Source organism: Novosphingobium sp. 63-713, from assembly GCF_001898925.1.
In the GTDB taxonomy this organism is placed as follows: domain Bacteria; phylum Pseudomonadota; class Alphaproteobacteria; order Sphingomonadales; family Sphingomonadaceae; genus Novosphingobium.
Genome location: NZ_MKVS01000027.1, coordinates 135,001 through 153,688 on the forward strand (window position 1 = coordinate 135,001; position 18,688 = coordinate 153,688).

General features: G+C 64.2%; 18 protein-coding genes. 11 read left to right on the plus strand and 7 right to left on the minus strand.

Annotated features, from left to right (window positions below):
- Positions 1 to 47: 47 nt before the first annotated feature.
- Positions 48 to 1,211 (minus strand): LysR family transcriptional regulator, encoded by a 1,164-nt coding sequence (locus BGP00_RS14665; RefSeq protein ID WP_168603715.1) that lies wholly within the window; start codon positions 1,209 to 1,211, stop codon positions 48 to 50.
- Positions 1,212 to 1,325: 114 nt separating this feature from the next.
- Between BGP00_RS14665 and ligK the strand changes: the two genes are divergently transcribed.
- The 7 genes from ligK to BGP00_RS14700 all read left to right on the plus strand — a co-directional run bounded on the left by ligK (position 1,326) and on the right by BGP00_RS14700 (position 9,698).
- Entirely contained in the window at positions 1,326 to 2,000 is a 675-nt protein-coding gene (gene ligK, locus BGP00_RS14670) for a 4-carboxy-4-hydroxy-2-oxoadipate aldolase/oxaloacetate decarboxylase (protein WP_183621694.1), read from the plus strand.
- Positions 2,001 to 2,281: 281 nt separating this feature from the next.
- Positions 2,282 to 3,343, plus strand: coding sequence for a 4-oxalomesaconate tautomerase (locus BGP00_RS14675; protein WP_292691118.1), 1,062 nt, complete (start codon positions 2,282 to 2,284; stop codon positions 3,341 to 3,343).
- A 13-nt stretch (positions 3,344 to 3,356) separates the two neighbouring features.
- Positions 3,357 to 4,235 carry an amidohydrolase family protein gene (locus BGP00_RS14680; RefSeq protein WP_292691116.1) on the plus strand — a complete coding sequence of 293 codons (879 nt, stop codon included), beginning with the start codon at positions 3,357 to 3,359 and terminating at the stop codon, positions 4,233 to 4,235.
- 67 nt (positions 4,236 to 4,302) lie between these two features.
- Positions 4,303 to 5,232 carry a LysR family transcriptional regulator gene (locus BGP00_RS14685; RefSeq protein WP_292691114.1) on the plus strand — a complete coding sequence of 310 codons (930 nt, stop codon included), beginning with the start codon at positions 4,303 to 4,305 and terminating at the stop codon, positions 5,230 to 5,232.
- Positions 5,233 to 5,452: 220 nt separating this feature from the next.
- Positions 5,453 to 6,883, plus strand: coding sequence for an efflux transporter outer membrane subunit (locus BGP00_RS14690; RefSeq protein WP_292925762.1), 1,431 nt, complete (start codon positions 5,453 to 5,455; stop codon positions 6,881 to 6,883).
- Between the two features lie 50 nt (positions 6,884 to 6,933).
- Positions 6,934 to 8,085, plus strand: a complete 1,152-nt coding sequence (locus BGP00_RS14695) for an efflux RND transporter periplasmic adaptor subunit (RefSeq protein WP_168604083.1) — start codon at positions 6,934 to 6,936, stop codon at positions 8,083 to 8,085.
- 11 nt (positions 8,086 to 8,096) lie between these two features.
- A complete protein-coding gene (locus BGP00_RS14700; protein WP_292691109.1) occupies positions 8,097 to 9,698 on the plus strand; it encodes a DHA2 family efflux MFS transporter permease subunit in 1,602 nt (533 codons plus the stop codon).
- Between the two features lie 58 nt (positions 9,699 to 9,756).
- Here BGP00_RS14700 and BGP00_RS14705 read toward each other — a convergent pair whose 3' ends face one another.
- Both BGP00_RS14705 and BGP00_RS14710 read right to left on the minus strand, forming a co-directional pair.
- A complete protein-coding gene (locus BGP00_RS14705) occupies positions 9,757 to 10,392 on the minus strand; it encodes a CoA transferase subunit B (RefSeq protein WP_168603721.1) in 636 nt (211 codons plus the stop codon).
- A 5-nt stretch (positions 10,393 to 10,397) separates the two neighbouring features.
- On the minus strand, positions 10,398 to 11,102 hold the full coding sequence (locus tag BGP00_RS14710; RefSeq protein WP_168603722.1) for a CoA transferase subunit A: 705 nt from the start codon (positions 11,100 to 11,102) through the stop codon (positions 10,398 to 10,400).
- A 277-nt stretch (positions 11,103 to 11,379) separates the two neighbouring features.
- Here BGP00_RS14710 and BGP00_RS14715 point away from each other — a divergent pair, with 277 nt between their 5' ends.
- Entirely contained in the window at positions 11,380 to 12,246 is an 867-nt protein-coding gene (locus BGP00_RS14715; protein ID WP_292691106.1) for a LysR family transcriptional regulator, read from the plus strand.
- 219 nt (positions 12,247 to 12,465) lie between these two features.
- Here BGP00_RS14715 and BGP00_RS14720 read toward each other — a convergent pair whose 3' ends face one another.
- The 3 genes from BGP00_RS14720 to BGP00_RS14730 form a co-directional block, all read right to left on the minus strand.
- The gene (locus BGP00_RS14720) at positions 12,466 to 12,858 is read right to left on the minus strand and encodes a dihydroneopterin aldolase (RefSeq protein WP_292691104.1); all 393 of its coding nucleotides are present in this window, start codon (positions 12,856 to 12,858) and stop codon (positions 12,466 to 12,468) included.
- 17 nt (positions 12,859 to 12,875) lie between these two features.
- Positions 12,876 to 13,748 (minus strand): formyltetrahydrofolate deformylase, encoded by an 873-nt coding sequence (gene purU / locus BGP00_RS14725; RefSeq protein ID WP_292691102.1) that lies wholly within the window; start codon positions 13,746 to 13,748, stop codon positions 12,876 to 12,878.
- A gap of 70 nt (positions 13,749 to 13,818) precedes the next feature.
- Positions 13,819 to 14,691 carry a methylenetetrahydrofolate reductase gene (locus tag BGP00_RS14730; protein ID WP_292691288.1) on the minus strand — a complete coding sequence of 291 codons (873 nt, stop codon included), beginning with the start codon at positions 14,689 to 14,691 and terminating at the stop codon, positions 13,819 to 13,821.
- Between the two features lie 186 nt (positions 14,692 to 14,877).
- On the opposite strand from BGP00_RS14730, the gene BGP00_RS14735 reads away from it, so the two are divergent.
- Positions 14,878 to 15,573 carry an alpha/beta fold hydrolase gene (locus tag BGP00_RS14735; protein ID WP_246870151.1) on the plus strand — a complete coding sequence of 232 codons (696 nt, stop codon included), beginning with the start codon at positions 14,878 to 14,880 and terminating at the stop codon, positions 15,571 to 15,573.
- A gap of 28 nt (positions 15,574 to 15,601) precedes the next feature.
- The gene (locus BGP00_RS14740; protein WP_292691099.1) at positions 15,602 to 16,990 is read left to right on the plus strand and encodes an aminomethyl transferase family protein; all 1,389 of its coding nucleotides are present in this window, start codon (positions 15,602 to 15,604) and stop codon (positions 16,988 to 16,990) included.
- 54 nt (positions 16,991 to 17,044) lie between these two features.
- Here the strand turns inward: BGP00_RS14740 and mtnP are convergent, their stop codons facing one another.
- Complete coding sequence (gene mtnP / locus BGP00_RS14745; protein WP_292691097.1) at positions 17,045 to 17,911, minus strand: S-methyl-5'-thioadenosine phosphorylase; 867 nt, start codon at positions 17,909 to 17,911, stop codon at positions 17,045 to 17,047.
- A 121-nt stretch (positions 17,912 to 18,032) separates the two neighbouring features.
- Here mtnP and BGP00_RS14750 point away from each other — a divergent pair, with 121 nt between their 5' ends.
- The gene (locus BGP00_RS14750; protein ID WP_292691096.1) at positions 18,033 to 18,659 is read left to right on the plus strand and encodes a glutathione S-transferase family protein; all 627 of its coding nucleotides are present in this window, start codon (positions 18,033 to 18,035) and stop codon (positions 18,657 to 18,659) included.
- Positions 18,660 to 18,688: the final 29 nt, after the last annotated feature.

An 18,688-nucleotide genomic window follows, 5' to 3' on the forward strand; every position in this document is an offset into this window, starting at 1 on the left:
ATCCGCCACCATAAGTTTTTACAAAGCCCGTCAGCTTTGCCCATCGTTCAGCTTTGGCCGGCTCCGCATTCGCGCAGCATCGCCACAAAGGCCTCCTGTGTTGCGGTCGGCCGCCAGCCCGCCCGCGTGGTGATCCCGATGCTGCGCGTAAAGCCCGAAACGAGATCGCGCGCGGTCAACACGCCCGCGTCCAGCTCGACCGCTACCTGCGACCGGCTGAGCAGGGTCAGGCTGTCGCTGTCGAGCAGCAATTGCCGGATCGTCATCACCGACCCGCATTCGATGGCCACGCGCGGCGGCTCGGCCCCCAGCGCGCGCAGCATCGTCTGCCAATGGCGGCGCAGCGGTGTTTCGGAACCCGGCAATATCCACGGATAATCCGCCAGTTCCGCCCCCGGCTCGGCCACAGACTCCAACGGATGGCCCTTGCGCATCACCAGCACCGGCGTATCGGCGAACACAGCCTCGCCCGCCAGCCCTTCGGCCTCGGCCCCTTCGCGCAGGGCGCCCAGCATCAGGTCGATTTCGCCATCGCGCAGCGGGCCGGACAATTCGCCATGGCTCCCTTCGACCACCATCACGCCCACACCGGGATATTCGCGGGCAAACCGGCTGATCGCCTCGGGCAACCAACGCGCGCGCGACAAAGGCATCGCACCCACGATGATGCGCCCGGCCGCCTTGCCCTGCCATGTCGCCACCTCGGCCAAGCCCGCGCGCAATTCGGCCATGGCCAAGCCAAACCCGCGCGCGCGCCGCTGGCCCGTGGGCGTCAGCGCGACATGCTGCCCGCGCCGGTCCACCAGCCTTTGGCCCAGCGCCACTTGCAGATCGGCCACCGCGCGGTGAAGGCTGGCCGAGGACAGGCCAGTCGCCTCGGCCGCCCCGGCATAGCTGCCCGCGCGGGCCAGCGCGAGCAGCGCGCGAAGCTGGGTTCCGGTGACACGCGGGCTGCCGATATGGTCGATCGCAGCCTCGGCGCGCGGGGCCATCAGCAGCGCCGGTTCGGTGGCCGTCATACCTTGCGCGCTGCGTTCAAACAGGGTCACGCCAAGGCTCGCCTCAAGACCAGCGATGGCCTGGGTCAAGGCGGGCTGGGTCAAGTTTACCGCGCGGGCGGCGCGCGTCAGGCTGCCATGGCGCACGGTCGCGGCCAGCGCGGCAAAATGGCGGATATTGAGCGGGCGATCCCCGATTCCATTTTCGATCATGCTCGCACATTTAGCAGAAACTTATGACCTTAGACAACTTCGCATTGGAGCGTGACGGCGCCCCGGCGCATGTCGCATGCCAGCCAACCTATCGACCATCCAGAGAGGATCTTCATGTCTTCCATCGTCGTCCAGAACATCGAGCGCGCACCCCTTGATGTCATCGACGGCCTCGCCGCCTGCGGCGTTGCCACCGTTCACGAAGCGCAAGGCCGCAAGGGCCTGCTGGCCAGCTACATGCGCCCGATCTATCCCCGCGCGCGCATCGCAGGCAGCGCCGTGACGATCAGCGCCGCCCCCGGCGACAACTGGATGGTCCATGTCGCCATCGAACAGCTGAAAGAAGGCGACATCCTCGTCCTTGCCCCCACCTCGCCTTGCGAAGACGGCTATTTCGGCGACCTGCTGGCCACCAGCGCGCAGGCGCGCGGATGCCGTGGCCTCGTCATTGATGCAGGCGTGCGCGACGTGCGCGACCTGACCGAGATGAACTTCCCCGTCTGGTCCAAGGCCGTCTATGCCCAAGGCACCGTCAAGAACACGCTGGGCAGCGTCAACGTCCCCATCATCTGCGCCAACCAACTGGTCAACGCGGGCGATGTGATCGTGGCCGATGACGATGGCGTCTGCGTGGTTCGCCGCGAGGAAGCCGCCGAAGTGCTGAAAGCCGCGCAGGCTCGTGAGGCCAACGAAGCGGCCAAGCGCGAAAAGCTGGCCGCCGGGGTGCTGGGTCTGGACATCTACAACATGCGTGAGCGGTTGGAGAAAGAAGGGTTGAAGTACGTTTGAAGGTGAAGGGTGCTCCGGCGGGCCAAGGGACTCGTCCCTTGGCAATCCCGTTAATGGGGGTGCGCCTCGATGGCCGAGGCGGTGTTTTGGGGCAAAGTCATTATTAAAGCCTGCGGCGCGGTGAGGCCAGTGCCATCCGCGCCGCAGGCTTTAAAGCTCCAAGAGCGCGTCCGACACCCAAACGCCCAACCCGAGGCGCAACAAAGACAGTAATGGGAGCGCGAGGGTCTCGACCCTCGCATCTATAACCTTCTGAAATCCCAAAAAAGGGAACCATTCCCATGCCTACAGAGATCATCTCCCCCTGTATGTGGATGCGCGGCGGCACCAGCAAGGGCGGCTATTTCCTGAAATCCGACCTGCCTGCGGACACCGCCACGCGCGATGCGTTTTTGCTGGGCGTGATGGGTTCGCCCGATCCGGTGCAGATCGACGGCATGGGCGGCGCTGATCCGCTGACCAGCAAAGTGGCCGTGGTCAGCAAATCCGAGCGTCCCGGCATTGACGTGGACTATCTGTTTTTGCAGGTTTTCGTCGATCAGGCGATTGTGACCGACGCGCAGAATTGCGGCAATATTCTGGCCGGTGTCGGCCCCTTTGCGATTGAACGCGGGCTGATCCAAGCTACGGGCGAAGAAACCCGCGTGGCGATCTTCATGGAAAACACCGGGCAGGTGGCCGTCGCCACGGTCCAGACGCCGGGCGGCGTGGTGTCATATAAGGGCGAGGCGAAAATCGACGGCGTTCCCGGCAGCCATGCTCCCGTCCCGCTGGAATTTCGTGACACGGCCGGTTCCTCCTGCGGCGCGCTGCTGCCCACCGGCAATGCAGTGGACGAGGTCAATGGCGTGCGCGTCACGCTGATAGACAACGGGATGCCCTGCGTTGTGTTCAAGGCTGAAGATGTCGGCATCACCGGCTATGAGGACCGCGACCGGCTGGACGCCAACACCGAGCTGAAAGCGAAGATCGAGGCGATCCGTCTGGCTGTGGGCGAGCGAATGAATCTTGGCGATGTGAAGGAAAAATCCGTCCCCAAGATGATGCTGGTGGCCCCGCCCAAGAACGGCGGCGCGGTCACGGTGCGCAGCTTCATCCCCCATCGCGCCCATGCCACGATCGGCGTTCTGGGCGCGGTGTCCGTGGCCACGGCCTGCCTGCTCAAGGGCTCGCCCGCCGCCGAGGTGGCGCAGATCCCCGAAGGTGCGCGCAAGACCCTGTCGGTCGAGCATCCCACCGGCGAGATGACCTGCGTGCTGGAAACCGATGAAGCGGGCGATGTGAAGACCGCTGCCCTGCTGCGCACCGCGCGCAAGCTGATGGACGGCACCGTTTTCGGATAATCAGGAGAGATCAATGTCTGAACGTATCACCAGCTGGCACGGCAATCCGTCCAAGCCGACCTATACCCCGCCGCCGGGCGCGATTGATGCGCATTGCCATGTGTTTGGCCCAATGGCCGACTTCCCCTTCAGCCCCAAGGCGAAATATCTGCCCGAAGACGCCGGCCCGGACAAGCTGTTCGCCCTGCGCGATCATCTGGGCTTTTCGCGCAATGTGATCGTTCAGGCCTCGTGCCACGGCACCAACAATGCCGCTACGCTCAACGGCATCGCGGTGTCGGGCGGGAAAGCGCGCGGCGTGGCCGTGGTCGATCCGGCGATCAGCGACGAGGAAATCGCGGCTCTCCACGAAGGCGGGATGCGCGGCATCCGCTTCAACTTTCTCAAGCGTCTGGTCGATGACGCGCCCAAGGACAAGTTCCTTGAAGTGGCCCATCGCCTGCCCAAGGACTGGCACATCGTCATCTATTTCGAGGCTGATATCCTTGAAGAGATGCGCCCCTTCATTGCCGCTCTGCCGCGTTTGGTGGTGGTCGATCACATGGGCCGCCCCGATGTGACCCAAGGCCCCGATGGCGCCGACATGAAGGCGTTCCGCAGTCTGCTCGACTCTCGCCCCGACATCTGGTTCAAGCCGACCTGCCCGGATCGCCTCGATCTGGCCGCAGGCGATCCTTGGAACAATTTCGCCCGCGCCGTCGCGCCGCTGGTGGCCGATTATTCGGACCGCTGCATCTGGGGCACCGATTGGCCGCATCCGAACATGGAAAAGGCGATCCCCGATGATGGCCATATCGTCGACATGATCCCGCGCATCGCGCCCACCGCCGAGCTTCAGCAAAAGCTGCTCGTTACCAATCCGATGCGCCTCTACTGGCCCGAAGAACTCTGATGCCTTGAGGGGAAGGCGGGCGTACAGCCCCCTTCCCCTTCCTGCGCGCATGGGGCAAAAGGCCGCCATGCCGCATTCGCTCCCCGATCTTGAAGCATGGGCCATCTTTGCCAAAGTGGCCGAATGCGGCAGTTTCAGCCGCGCGGGCGAGCAGTTGGGCCTTGCCAAGACGACCGTGTCCAAGGCCGTAACAAGGCTGGAACACAGGATGCGCGCCAGCCTCTTCCACCGCACCACGCGCAAATTGTCGCTGACCGAAACGGGCCGCCTTGCGCTGGAACGGGCAGCGCGCATTCTGATCGACGGCGCGGCAATCGAGGCCGATATTCTGGACGAAGCCGCCATCCCGCGCGGCCTTGTGCGCATCGCCACGATCAGCGCTTTGGGCGTTGAAGTGATCGCGCCGGTGCTGCCGGAGTTCCTCAAGGCCAATCCGGAGATCGAGGTCGATCTGGTGCTGACCGAAAACCGGGTCGATCTGGTGGCCGAAGGGTTCGATGCGGCCATTCAGGTGGGGCTCGATGGCGATTCCGCCAGCCTGCGCGCAGTTCGCCTGTCCTCGCTGCGCCGCCCGCTCGTGGGGGCGCCCGAATTGCTCGAGCGGCTGGGGACGCCCCAAACGCCGCATGATCTGGCCCGCTATCCCGCCGTCTTGCCCAGCCACATCGCCAACAGCCACGAATGGCAATTCGCCCGCGGCGACGAGGATCCTGTAACCGTGCGCGTCAATGGCCGCTATCGCGCCAACCATGCCGATGCGCTGGTGCCTGCGCTGGTGGCGGGGGTGGGCATCGGGCTGATGGCGGAATATTTCGTGTGGGATCATGTCCGCGCGGGCCGCCTGATCGAATTGCTGCCGGATTGGAGCACGCCGCCCGGCCCGCTCTATCTGATCACGCCGCCGGGCCGGGCGCGCCCCGCGCGGGTGCGCGCGCTGCTGGATTTTCTGCGCCCGCATCTGACCCTGCCGAAATGGGCCAATGGATACAAAGATTGAGTGGTCATTATAGTCAATTGGGAAACACTATTATGCCGCCGGGGCGGATAATCCTTGACGCTGCGCTGCACTATAACACAATTGTCAGTATCAGGACGGGTTGCCTCTGGCCCGCCCTTGCAAAACTTCCTGTCGGCCCCCGGAAATCCGTCAGGAAGAGGAACGAAAGCTACCCATGACTCAATCCCTTACAAAGCCGCGGGCATCGGCAAAGATGGCCATGGCTTTGACTTTCTCCCTGCTGGCCGGGCCGATGCTGGCCGGTTGCGCCGCCCTGCCCCATGACAGGCCGCAGTTGAAACCCCGCGAGGCCGCCGACCTGGGGTTGACCAATACGGCGCCTGTGCCGGTGGCCGCCGACTGGTGGCAGGCGCTGGGCGACCCCCAGCTTGACCGCATCATGGCCGATGCGCTGGCGGGCAATCCTTCGCTGGACGAGGCCGCCGCAAGGCTGCGCATGGCGGGCCAGTTGATCGCCTCGGCGCGTTCGGGCCTTTTGCCGCAGGTCTCAGCCGATGCCTCGGCGATGGATCAGCGCCTGTCGAACCGCTATATCTATCCCGCACCGCTAGGCGGATCGTGGACGTGGATTTCCAACGCGCAGGCCAATCTCGACTGGTCGCTCGATCTGGCCGGACGGCAAAAGGAACTGGTGCTGGCCGCCAAGGTCTATACCCACGCCAACGAGCTGCAATTGGCCGCCGCCCGCGTGGCGCTGGCGGGCAATGTCGCGCAGGCCTATGTCAATTTCGCCCGCGCCGAGGAACAGGCCCGGATCGCGCGTGAATTCGTCGCCTCGCGCTCGGCCTCGCTGCGGATCGTGACGGGGCGGCGCGATGCGGGCCTTGGCAATGAATTTGACATCGCCAGCGCGCGCACCCTGCAATCGGAGGCCGAACAGGCGCTGACCCGCGCGCTGGGCGCAAGAGCGCTGGCCGTTCATGCGCTGGCAGCTCTGGTCGGGCGCGGGCCTGATTACGGCGCCGGGCTGACCGCGCCAACGCTGGCGCTGGACAAGGCGCTGCCCGTTCCCGAAACCCTGCCCGCAGACCTGCTGGCGCGCCGGGCCGATCTGCTGGCCGCGCGCGAACAGGTCAAACTGGCGATGGCGGGCGAGAAGATCGCCAAGACCGATTTCTATCCCAACGTCAATCTGCGGGCTTTTGTGGGCGCGCAGGCGCTGGGCATCGGCTCGCTGTTCACCGGCAGCGCGCTGACGGGCGGGTTTGGCCCCGCCATCCATCTGCCGATCTTTTCGGGCGGGGCGATCCGCGCGCAATATCGGCAGGCTGTGGCAGGCGCCGACATTGCCATTGCCCAGTATAACAAGGCGGTGGTGGGCGCGGTGCGAGAGGCGGCCGATGCGCTTTCGGGCGTAGACACCAACCGGGCGGATGCACGCCAGCAGGCCGAGATCCTCGCCGGGCTGGAAAAAACTGTTTCGCTCGACAAGGTGCGGCTGCAATCAGGCCTCTCGACCAATCTGGACGTGCTGAGCGCGGGCGAACGCCTGCTCGCCGCGCGTCAGGCGCAGGTCGATCTGGCCGCCGACGGGGCCGTCAAACGCATTCAGTTGCTGATCGCGCTGGGCGGCGGGTTTGCCCCGATCCCCGATCAGCAGGCGGGCGCCCCCGCCCCGGCCGGAAAGTAATCGCCATGAACCAGCAAAACCATTCTTTTGACAAGGACAATACCTCCGCCATGGCCGACAGCTACAGCCCTCCCCCGGCCAAGAACGCCGCCCGCCGCAAAGGCCTTTTGATGCTGGGCGTGGCGGCTCTGGTCGGCCTTGCCGGTTACGGTGTCTATACGATGATGAGCGCGGCCAACGAGGAAACCGATGACGCCTATGTCGCGGGCAATGTCACGCAGATCACCGCGCGCGATCCCGGCACCGTCATTGCAGTCCATGCCGAAAGCACGCAGGGCGTCAAGGCGGGCCAGCCGCTGGTCGATCTAGATCCGGCGCTGGCGGATGCGCAACTGGCCGCGGCCGAGGCCGAACTGGCCCGCGCGGCGCGCACGGTGCGCTCGGGCTTTACCAAGGTGGGCACTGCCGATGCCGAAATCGCGCAGGCCGAGGTTCGCCTTGCCGCCGCCAGGAGCGATCTGACGCGCCGCGAAAAGGCTGTCTCCTCGGGCGCCATTTCCGCCGAAGAAGTCGCCCATGCCGGCGAGGCCGTGCGCATGGCGCAGGCCAATCTGGATCTGGCGCGCAGTCATCGAGCGGACGCGGAAAGCACCGTGGGCGGCACCGATGTGGCGGGCAATCCGGCGGTTCTGGCCGCGATCGCGGCGGTCAAGCGCGCGGCCATCGTGCGCTCGCATATGCATCTTTCCTCGCCGGTCGATGGCGTGGTGGCCCAGCGCGCCGCGCAGGTGGGCCAGCAGGTTGCGCCCGGCGCGCCGCTGATGTCGGTGGTGCCGCTGCGCAAGGTCTGGGTGGACGCCAATTTCCGCGAGACGCAGCTGGCCAATCTACGCATCGGGCAATCGGCCACACTGCATTCCGACGCCTATGGCAAGAAGGTGGTGTTCCACGGCAAGGTCATCGGCCTTTCGGCCGGTTCGGGCGCGGCCTTCGCGCTGCTGCCCGCGCAGAATGCCAGCGGTAACTGGATCAAGGTGGTCCAGCGTGTGCCGGTGCGCATCGCGCTTGACCCCAAGGAATTGGACGCACACCCGCTGCGCCTCGGCCTGTCGGTGACGGTCAAGGTCGACACTTCGCAGGGCACCGGACAGCCTGTGACCGCGATCCCCGCCGCCGCGCAGGCCAGTGAACCCGTCGATACCGTCAGCCCCGAGATCGAGGCGCGCATCCGCCGGATCATCGCGGCAAACGCCGGCCGCTGAAGGCAGAGGTCATGAGCCAATCCCCCTCGCAAGATCTGGACGCGAGCGAATTCGCGGTTGAGGATAACAGCCCCTCGCCCGCAACGCCCCCGCCGCTGCATGGCGCGGCGCTGTTTTCGGCGGCCTTCGCCCTTGCGCTGGGCACCTTTATGCAGGTGCTGGATTCCACCATCGCCAATGTTGCGCTCAACACGATCTCGGGCAATCTGGGCGAGGCGAGCAGCACGGCGACATGGGTGATTACCGCCTTTGCCGTGGCCAATGGCGTGACCGTGCCGTTGACCGGGTGGCTGATGCGGCGCTTTGGCGTGGTGAACACGTTCATCGCCTCGGTGGCGCTCTTCACGCTGGCCTCGTTCCTTTGCGGGATTGCTTGGTCGCTGCCTTCGCTGATCGTGTTCCGCCTGTTGCAGGGCGCGGTTTCGGGTCCGATGATTCCGGGCAGCCAGGCGCTGCTGCTGGCAATTTTCCCGCCCGAAAAGCGCACCGTTGGCCTGTCGATCTGGTCGATGACCGCTCTGGTCGGGCCGGTGCTGGGGCCGATCCTTGGCGGTTATATTTCCGACAATTATCACTGGGGCTGGATCTTCCTCATCAACGTACCGGTGGGTTTCATCACCGTGGGTGTGCTGATGGCGCGGATGCGGGCCTATAATACGCCGCCGGTCAAGCTGCCCTTCGACTGGGGCGGGGTGGCGCTGCTGATCCTGTGGGTCGGCTCGCTTCAGGTCGTGCTCGACCTTGGCAAGGATGAGGACTGGTTCAATTCCACCTTCATCTGCGCGCTGTCGGTGGTGGCGGTCCTTGGCTTCTTTGCCTGGCTGATCTGGGAATTGACCGAGGAGCACCCGGCGGTCGACCTCACCTTGTTCAAGAGCCGCAATTTCGCCATCGGCACGCTGTGCTTCTGTCTGGGCTATGGCTTCTTCTTTGCCAGCAACCTGCTGATGCCGCTCTGGCTGCAGACCCAGCAGGGCTATACCGCGACATGGGCGGGGCTGGTGTCGGCGCCTGCGGGCATGGTGGCTTTTTTGCTGGCGCCTTTGGTGGCGCGGGCGGCGGGTACGCTCGATCTGCGCTATGTCGCCACCTATGCGCTGCTGGCCTTTGCGGTGTCCTATATGATGCGCACCGGCTTTGCCCCCGATACCGACCTTTGGCATTTCGTCCTGCCCTCGATCGTTCAGGGCACGGCGATGGGCACATTCTTCATGTCGATGACCACGCTGTCGTTTGACCGGCTGGGGCCGCATCGCATTCCCTCGGCCACGGGCATTTCAAACTTTGCCCGCATTACCGGGGGCGCCTTTGCCGCCTCGATCACCACGACCTTCTGGGACCGGCGCGAAGTGCTGCACCAGAGCCGTCTGGCCGAGGCCGCCAATCCGGGCAATCCGGCCTATGTTCAGGCGATGGACCATTTGCAGACCATCGGCATGAGCAAGGCGCAGGCCACCGGCGCGCTGACCGGGCAGATGGTGAACCAGTCCTATCTGCTCTCCTCGCTCGACATTTTCTGGTTTGCGGGCATGGGCTGCATTGCCATGCTGGCGCTGCTGTGGTGCACGCGCAAACCGGCTCCTCCGCAAGGCGGCGCGGTGGTAGTGGATTAAAGAAAAGGCCGGGGCGGATCATCTCCGCCCCGGCCTTTTTCCTGTCAGGCGGTTTGCCTTATTCGACGTAATGCGCGCTGGTCTTTTCGCGCACTTCCTCGGCCGTAACGCCGGGGGCCAGTTCGACCAGCTTGAACGGGCTGTTGTGATCGGGCCGGGCAAAGACGGCCAGATCGGTCACGATCATGTCCACCACATTGCGCCCCGTCAGCGGCAGCGTGCAGGCGGGGATGAACTTGGGGCTGCCATCCTTGGCGCAATGCTCCATCACCACGATGATCTTTTTCACGCCCGCGACCAGATCCATCGCCCCGCCCATGCCCTTGATCATCTTGCCCGGGATCATCCAGTTGGCAATGTCGCCCCCTTCCGACACTTCCATCGCGCCAAGGACGGTCAGGTCGATATGGCCGCCACGGATCATGGCAAAGCTCTGCGCGCTGTCGAAATAGGCCGAATGGGGCAGTTCGCTGATCGTCTGCTTGCCCGCATTGATGAGGTCGGCGTCTTCCTCACCCTCATAGGGGAACGGGCCGATGCCCAGCATGCCGTTTTCGCTCTGCAGCGTCACGGTGAGCCCTTCGGGCACGTAATTGGCCACCAGCGTCGGGATGCCGATGCCAAGGTTCACATAAAAGCCGTCCTGAAGCTCACGCGCGGCGCGGGCGGCCATTTCATTGCGGTTCCAAGCCATGTTGCTCAGGCCTCCTTCGGACGGGTGGTGCGGAATTCGATCTTCTTGTCATAGCTGCCCAGCACAATGCGCTGAACATAGACACCGGGCAGATGGATCGCATCGGGATCAAGCTGCCCCGGCTCGACGATCTCCTCAACTTCGACCACGGTGATCTTGCCGGCGGTGGCGGCGGGCACGTTGAAATTGCGCGCCGTCTTGCGGAAAATCACATTGCCGGTGGTGTCGGCCTTCCAGCCCTTCACAATGGCCAGATCGGCAAAAATGCCCTGCTCCAGAACATATTCCTGGCCGTCAAAGATCTTGGTTTCCTTGCCCTCGGCCACCAGCGTGCCAACGCCCGTCTTGGTGTAAAAGCCCGGAATGCCCGCCCCGCCCGCGCGCAGACGCTCGGCCAAGGTGCCCTGAGGCGTAAATTCCACCTCAAGCTCGCCCGCCAGATACTGACGCTCGAACTCCTTGTTCTCGCCTACATAGGACGAGATCATTTTCTTCACCTGCCGCGTGCGCAGCAGCTTGCCGATGCCTTCATTGTCAATGCCCGCATTGTTGCTGGCAAAGGTCAGATCCTTGACTCCGCTGGCCTGAATCGCATCCAGCAGACGCTCCGGAATGCCGCAAAGGCCAAAGCCCCCGCTGGCAATCAGCAAACCATCGCGCAACACCCCTTCCAGCGCGGCCTCTGCGCTGGGATAAACCTTGCTCGCCATACAGCTCCCTCTCTCTCGGGATTGATATAGGGGTGACTGTATCGAAGGAAAATGATGTGTTCTAATGATAGTTTTTTTGGGTTATTGATAGGTAGTGGTGATGTATTGGAATGTGCAGAGAAAGGTGCCTCCGGCGGGTTAAGGGCGGGGGCCCTTAACAATCCCGATACTGGGGATGGAAATTGAAGTCGCCGCGCCGCCCAACGTCGACCCCATGGCGCCACCCCATTAACGGGATTGCAGAGGGCCCCCGCCCTTTGCTGGCCGGAGGCATAAATTGAACCGCATCGCCCTCTATCACCTTGAAACCCTGCTCTGGATCGCGCGCCTCGGCACCTTTGCAGCGGCGGCGGAGAGACTGAACACCACCCAGCCCACCATCTCGGCCCGCGTACGCGAATTGGAGGCGCAGATCGGCTATCCCCTGTTCCGGCGCGAGGGGCGGCGGATGCTGCTGACGGTGCGCGGGCGGCAATTGGTGCGCGATACCGAACCGCTTTGGGCGGCGCTGGAACGGACGCTGGCGGCGGACAATCTGGCGGGCGCGCGCGGCGTCGTGCGCATCGGCACCGGCGAGATCGCGGCGGCCTCCTGCCTGCCGGGTTTCGTGGCCGAGATCGAGCACGACATGCCCGCTGTGACGCTGGACATCACGATAAGCCTGACCGCACAATTGCTGCAGGATCTGCTGGGCGCAACGAGCGACCTGGTGTTTCTGGCCGGCCCAGTGGCCAGTCCGGGGCTGCAGACCGCATCGATCGGCGGGGTGGCGCTGCAATGGCTGGCCTCACCCACGACGGCGGCGGCTATGCGCGAGGGCGCGACGCCCCCGCTCTGGTCCCTGCCCCGCCAGTCGCCGCTGCATCAGGTCATGCTCGAAACCCTCTCGGGCGATGCCCTACCCGCGATCCGCACCTGCAACAACGCCCGGATGCTGATCGACATCATCGCGGCGGGGCAAGGCATGGCCCTGCTGCCCGAAACCATGACGCGCGAGGCGGTCGCAGACGGGCGGCTGCAGGAAGTGTGGCCCCGGCCAAAACGCGGGATCGAGTTTCAGGCCGCGATCCGGGCCGAGGAGAGCGATCCGCTGGTGCTAGAACTGTTCAGGAGGGCGGCGGGGTTGCGGATTGATCCTCGGTAGAAGGAGGAAAATTGGCCTCCGGCGGGCAAAGGGACTTGTCCCTTTGCAATCCCGTTAATGGGTGCGCGCAACATGGCCGACATGCGCTAATCCGCAAAGCGGCTTTATAGCCTGCGGCGCGGCAAACTTGCACAAGGCCGAACCCATGGCGCAACAAACACAGTATTGGGATTGTTAAGGGCCCCCGCCCTTAACCCGCCGGAGGCATAAAATCCGCGATTAAACCGCCCGCACCATCACCGACACCGAGGCCATCCCATTATCAACCGCCTCAGGCTTATCAATCCGCACACGCGCCCACAAAACCGACCCCATCCCCAGACAAGCCTCACCCAATTGCCGGGCAAAGCTCTCGATCAGATCGATGTGGGTGCGCGCAAGGCGTTCCGCCGCCGCACCGATATCGCGATAATCGACGGTCTGCTCCAGCCGGTCGATGGCGCCCACACCAAGGCCCAGTTCGGCGAAGATGACCAGCGGTTGACGCCGCCCGATTTCGCCATGATTGACACCGACGGCGGCCATCACCTCGAAACCTGACAGGCGCACCACCGTTTCGGCCACCTCATAGCCCGCAACAGGCGCGGGGCGCAGAGAGATCACACTATCCATACACCCCGCCTCCTGTATCAGCCCGGGAATACCACGGTGCGGTGGCCATTGAGGAACACGCGATCCTCCAGATGCGCCTTGACCGCTTCGGCCAGCACGCGGCGTTCGATATCGCGGCCCTTGCGTACAAGGTCCTCGGGCGCATGGGCGTGGCTGATGCTGCCCACGTCCTGCGCGATGATCGGACCTTCGTCGAGGTCGGCGGTCACGTAGTGCGCCGTTGCACCGATCATCTTGACCCCGCGCTCATAGGCCTGATGATAGGGCTTGGCGCCCTTGAAGCCGGGCAGGAACGAGTGGTGGATATTGATGCAGCGGCCCGACAGGAAGCCCGCCAGATCGTCGCTCAGGATCTGCATATAGCGCGCCAGCACCACCAGATCGGCCCCCGTTTCGGTCACGATGGCCTTGATCTGCGCTTCCTGTTGCGCCTTCGTGTCCTTGGTGATCGGCAGATGATAGAAGGGCAGATCGCCGATCAGGCTGGTGGTGATATGCTTGCGGTCATGGTTGCAGATGATCGCCACCACATCCATGTCGATCTCGCCGATGCGCCAGCGATAGAGCAGATCGCCGAGGCAATGGTCGAATTTGCTGACCATCAGCACGACCTTCTGCTTTTCGCCATGGACGCGCAGGCGCCAGTCCATCGCATGTTCGGCGGCCAGATCGCCGAAATGGGCGCGCCATTCCTCGGCCGTATCGCCCTGGGGCAAGGCAAAGATCACGCGCATAAAAAAGCGGTCGGTCAGGCGGTCGTTGAACTGCTGGGCATCGAGAATATTGCCGCCGCGCCCCGCCAGATAGCCCGCCACCTTGGCCACAAGGCCGGGCTGGTCCCCACAGGACAGGCTCAGCGTACAAACAGTGTCGTGGTCAGACGTGGTCACTTGCATTGATCCTTTCTCTCTCCCGCACGGCGCATTTGAGCGCCGGCGCTTATTTCCTGTTCGCGCCGTATCAGGCGCGTGATTTGCGATACCCGTTGATCCACGCCACGGTTTTTTCCAGCCCGCCAAACGGATAGAAATGCAACCGCACCGGTCCATGGCTTTCATTCAGGCCCTTGGCAAGCGCGTCAACCAGCTTGTCCGGCCCGGCGCTGCCCAGCAATTGCGTGATCGAAATGCCATATTTGGCCAGCACGCTGGCCGAGGCGCCCACGCCGCAGCGCGCGGCAAAGCGCATCAGGGTCTTGATGCCCGCAGGCCCCGGCACGCCGATGCGCACGGGCGCAACAATCCTGCGCTGGCGCAGGGCCACCAGCCAATTGAGCGCCGCATCGGGGTCAAAACCGAATTGCGTGACCACCAGCGGGGCCATGCCGCGCGCGTCGATGTCCACGCATTTGCGGGCCAGCACTTCCCAGCATTGCTCCTCGCTCATGTTGGGGTGCCCTTCCGGGTGCCCGCCCACGCCGATTGCCTTGATCCCGGCCTTTTCAAACAGGCCGGTGGCGATCAGTTCGCTCGAATCATTATAGGGCCCCGCAGCATGTTCGGGATCGCCCGCGATGACAAAACAGCGGCGCACGCCCGCTTCCTGCACAACGGTGTCGAGGTAATCCTGGAATTCAGCCTCGCTGGTGATCCGGCGGGCGGAAAAATGCGGCATCGGCTCAAAACCCAGCGCGCGTACGGCCTTGGCGGCGGCGATTCGCGCGGGCGCTTCCTCGCCTGGCAGGAAGGTGACGGCGATGGGCGTTTCGGGCGGAATGGCGGGCGCGGCGGCGCGCAGCGAATCGACATCCTTGGCCGTGATTTCCAAGGAAAATCCGTCGGTAATACCGTCCGGCGCGCGTTCCCAATTGGGGTGGATCTGTGAAATGGCCACCATGGTCCTCTGCCCTTTCTCTCTGGCGCCCGGCGATGGGGGCTTGGATGCCTGCCTCATCGGGGACGGATATTTTGTATGCGACGCATACTAAAACGAAATGCGTGTGACTTGAAGTGTCCTCTAGCGCAGGGCGATAATTTCGTATAGATGAATTTTTCATGGACGAGAAAAATGCGGGAAACGATGCCTGAAAACCTCCCATTGCTGCTGGTTCCCGGTCTGATCTGTGATTCGCGGGTCTTTGCCGCGCAGTGCGCCGCCCTGCCGCAGGCCACCGCCCTGCCCGGTTGGGGTACGGTGGATTCGCTGGGCGCGATGGCGGAACGGCTGCTGTCGCAGGCGCCCGAACGCTTTGCCCTGCTGGGCCATTCGATGGGCGCGCGCGTGGCCTTGGAAGTCGCGCGTCGTGCGCCCGAGCGTGTCGAGCGGCTCGCGCTGGTTTCCACCGGCACGCATCCTGTGGGCGCGGGCGAGGCGGACAAGCGCTATGCCCTGCGCGACAAGGGCCGCGAATATGGGATGGAGGCGCTGGTGGCCGACTGGCTGCCGCCGATGATCGCGCCCGACAATCGCCCCGCGCTGATGGGTCCATTGACCGCCATGTGCCTTGAACAGGGCCTCTCCGCCTTTGAGGCGCAGATCGAGGCCCTGCTCTCGCGCCCGTCGCTGGAGGATTTGCTGCCCACGCTGACCATGCCGGTGCTGTCCTGCACCGGGGCGCTGGATGTGTGGAGCCCGCCCGAGCAGGCCCGCGCCATTGCCGAAGCCATTCCCGGCGCGACGCTGGAAATCGTGCCCGATGCGGGCCACTTCCTGCCCATCGAGCGTCCGCAAGCCTTCACCCAGATCATCGCCCGCTGGCTGACCCAGCGCGCCTGAACACCAAGATCCACATAAGGAGAGTAAGATGACCCAAAGCCTGCAAGATGTCCTCGATGCCAGCGGCGACATTGTCGAAATGCTGCGCAACGCGCAGGTCGGCCCCAATGTCTATCCCGGCGTTCCGGCCGAATATTCGAACTGGCGCACCGAGCAGCAGGCCTGGGCCAAGACCGCCGTGCTGTTCAACCAGTCGTATCACATGGTCGATCTGGAAGTGTCGGGCCCCGACGCCTTTGCCATGCTCAACTATCTGGGCATCAACAGCTTCAAGGGCTTTGTGCCCGACCGCGCCAAGCAGTTCGTGCCCTGCACGGCCGAAGGCTATGTGATCGGTGACGTGATCCTGTTCTATCTGGGCGAAAACCTGTTCAATCTGGTGGGCCGCGCCCCCGCGATCGAATGGGTCGAATATCATGCCGCCACCGGCAAGTGGGACGTCAAGGTCGAGCGCGACGAACGCTGGGCCATGCGCACCGACGGCAAGCGCAAGAACTACCGCTTCCAGCTTCAGGGCCCCAATGCGATGGCCGTGCTGTCCAAGGCGCTGGGCTATGACGCGCCCGACCTCAAGTTCTTCCACATGACCACGCTGGAATTCGGCGGCGCCAAGGTGCGCGCGCTGCGTCACGGCATGGCGGGCCAGCCGGGCTATGAACTCTTCGGCCCCTGGGAAGATTACGCCGCTGTCCATGGCGCGCTGGTCGAAGCGGGCAAGGATTATGGCCTGACGCTGTGCGGCGGCCGTACCTATTCGTCGAACACGCTGGAATCGGGCTGGATCCCCTCGCCGCTGCCCGCCACCTATACCGGCGAAGGCTCGAAGGGTTTCCGCGAATGGGCATCGGCCAATTCCTATGAAGCCAAGTGCTCGATCGGCGGATCGTACATCCCCGAGAGCATCGAGGGCTATTACCTGACCCCGTGGGATCTGGGCTATGGTCCGTTTGTGAAATTCGACCATGACTTCATCGGCCGTGAGGCGCTGGAAGCCAAGGCCGCTGGCCCCCACCGCCGCAAGGTGACGCTGGCGCTGGACAATGAAGACGTGATGCGCGTCCAGTCTTCGGCGCTCTCCAAGGGCGACCGCGCCAAGTTCATGGAATATCCCAGCGCCGTTTATGCGATGCACCCGTTCGATCAGGTGCTGCAGGATGGCAAGATGGTCGGCCTTTCCACCTGGATCGGCTATACCGCCAATGAGGGCAAGTTCCTGACGCTGGCCATGGTGGACGAAAGCGTCGCCACACCCGGCACGCAGGTCACGCTGCTATGGGGTGAACCCGATGGCGGCACGCGCAAGCCCACCGTCGAGCGCCACGTGCAGACCGAGATCAAGGCCGTGATCGCCTCGGTGCCCTATTCGGAAGTGGCGCGTGACGCCTATGCCGACAGCTGGCGCAACCGTCAGGCCTGATCAGTTCTGATGCCAGGAAACGCCCCTGCCGGAAACGGCGGGGGCGTTTTCCGTTTACCGCAGAACGCGACCCGCAACCGCATCCAGCCGCGCCAACAGCGCCGGATCGCGCTGCGCCGGGGCCGTGGCAAAGGCGCCGTCGAGCGCCCGGTCAATCGGGCTGCCCTCACGCACGGGGGGCAAGAGGCGCGCCAATTCACGCACCGCCGCGCGGGCCAGCGCTGCATTGGCCTTCATCGTGGCGAAGACTTCATGGGCCTCGACGCCCGCTTCCTCGTCGCGCCAGGCATCATAGTCAGTGACCATCGCCAGCATCGCATAGGGCAGCTCGGCCTCACGCGCCAAACGCACCTCGGGAAAGCCGGTCATGCCGATTACGTCGGCACCCCAGCCGCGATACATCCGGCTTTCAGCTCGCGTCGAAAACTGCGGTCCCTCAATGGCGATATAGGTGCCCTTGGGATGCACGGTGCCGCCCGCGTGATGCGCCGAAAGCGCCAGCAATTCCGACAGGCGCGGACAGACCGGATCGGCCAGCGCTAGATGCGCCACCATACCGCTGCCGAAAAAGCTGCGCGAGCGGCCCTGCGTGCGGTCGATCATCTGGTCGACGCAGACGAAATGGCCCGGCGCATATTCCTCACGCAGCGATCCCACCGCCGAGAGCGAGACCAGATCCGTCACGCCGCAGCGCTTCAACACGTCGATATTGGCGCGGTAGTTGATCTCGCCGGGCGGGATGGCATGGCCGGGCCCGTGGCGAGGCAAAAAGGTGAAGCGCACGCCGTCCAGCGTGCCGGTGGTGACGCTGCCGCTGGGCGCGCCAAACGGACTTTCGACGGCGATCTCCTGCGCGCCTTCAAGCCCGATCCCTTCGGCCAGACCCGATCCGCCAATCACCCCGATATGCCATGCGCTCATAGGCTCAAACTCCTGTGTCCTGCTGGTTGCCTAGCCGATGGAACGCGGCGCCGAAACCGCTTTTCGCTTCTCTTGCCAAGAGTTGCGCACCCGTGCAGTCTGCGGCCGAAAGGAAATACCCATGCTTTTGATTGGCCAGTTCGACAGCCCCTTTGTCCGCCGCGTCGGGATTGCCCTGAGGATTTATGGCATGGCATTCGAACACAGCCCGTTCTCGGTGATGGGCGATGGCGACAAATTCGCCCACCTCAATCCATTGAAGCGGGTGCCGACTTTAGTGCTCGACGATGGTGAAGTGCTGATCGAGAGCGGGGCGATCCTCGACCATCTCGATGAGGTCCATGGCCGCGATAAAGCCCTGATCGCCGCCCATGGCCCGGCCCGCCGCGCCGCGTTAAAGCGCATCGCCACAGCCACGGCGGTGGCCGACAAGGCGGTGGCCTATTTCTACACGCGCCGGTTCGGCGGCGAGGTCGATCCGTTTTTCACCCAGCGCAGCGAAGCCCAGATCCGCGATGGCATGGCCGCATTGAACGCACAATGCGCCGCCCGCGATGGCGATTGGTGGCATGGCGATGCGCCGGGCCATGATGACATCGCCGGTGCCGTGGTCGCGCGCTTTGTGTCCGAAGCCTATGGCTGGCTGGTAACGCTCAGCGATTATCCCGCATTGGCCGCCCACAGCGCTCGCGCCGAAGCCCGCGAGGAATTTCAGGCGATCCAGCAGGCCTTTATTCCGCCCAGCTGATGCGAAAAGGGGCCGGGATCTTATCCCGG

What these genes read in the sequence shown, in the direction of transcription:
- BGP00_RS14685 (WP_292691114.1), top strand. Translation starts at nt 4,303, where the DNA reads ATGCCGCATTCGCTCCCCGATCTTGAAGCATGGGCCATCTTTGCCAAA.
- mtnP (WP_292691097.1), bottom strand. Translation starts at nt 17,911, where the DNA reads ATGAGCGCATGGCATATCGGGGTGATTGGCGGATCGGGTCTGGCCGAA.
- BGP00_RS14680 (WP_292691116.1), top strand. Translation starts at nt 3,357, where the DNA reads ATGTCTGAACGTATCACCAGCTGGCACGGCAATCCGTCCAAGCCGACC.
- ligK (WP_183621694.1), top strand. Translation starts at nt 1,326, where the DNA reads ATGTCTTCCATCGTCGTCCAGAACATCGAGCGCGCACCCCTTGATGTC.
- BGP00_RS14735 (WP_246870151.1), top strand. Translation starts at nt 14,878, where the DNA reads ATGCCTGAAAACCTCCCATTGCTGCTGGTTCCCGGTCTGATCTGTGAT.
- BGP00_RS14675 (WP_292691118.1), top strand. Translation starts at nt 2,282, where the DNA reads ATGCCTACAGAGATCATCTCCCCCTGTATGTGGATGCGCGGCGGCACC.
- BGP00_RS14695 (WP_168604083.1), top strand. Translation starts at nt 6,934, where the DNA reads ATGGCCGACAGCTACAGCCCTCCCCCGGCCAAGAACGCCGCCCGCCGC.
- BGP00_RS14700 (WP_292691109.1), top strand. Translation starts at nt 8,097, where the DNA reads ATGAGCCAATCCCCCTCGCAAGATCTGGACGCGAGCGAATTCGCGGTT.
- BGP00_RS14710 (WP_168603722.1), bottom strand. Translation starts at nt 11,102, where the DNA reads ATGGCGAGCAAGGTTTATCCCAGCGCAGAGGCCGCGCTGGAAGGGGTG.
- BGP00_RS14740 (WP_292691099.1), top strand. Translation starts at nt 15,602, where the DNA reads ATGACCCAAAGCCTGCAAGATGTCCTCGATGCCAGCGGCGACATTGTC.
- BGP00_RS14690 (WP_292925762.1), top strand. Translation starts at nt 5,453, where the DNA reads ATGGCTTTGACTTTCTCCCTGCTGGCCGGGCCGATGCTGGCCGGTTGC.
- BGP00_RS14750 (WP_292691096.1), top strand. Translation starts at nt 18,033, where the DNA reads ATGCTTTTGATTGGCCAGTTCGACAGCCCCTTTGTCCGCCGCGTCGGG.
- BGP00_RS14720 (WP_292691104.1), bottom strand. Translation starts at nt 12,858, where the DNA reads ATGGATAGTGTGATCTCTCTGCGCCCCGCGCCTGTTGCGGGCTATGAG.
- BGP00_RS14665 (WP_168603715.1), bottom strand. Translation starts at nt 1,211, where the DNA reads ATGATCGAAAATGGAATCGGGGATCGCCCGCTCAATATCCGCCATTTT.
- BGP00_RS14705 (WP_168603721.1), bottom strand. Translation starts at nt 10,392, where the DNA reads ATGGCTTGGAACCGCAATGAAATGGCCGCCCGCGCCGCGCGTGAGCTT.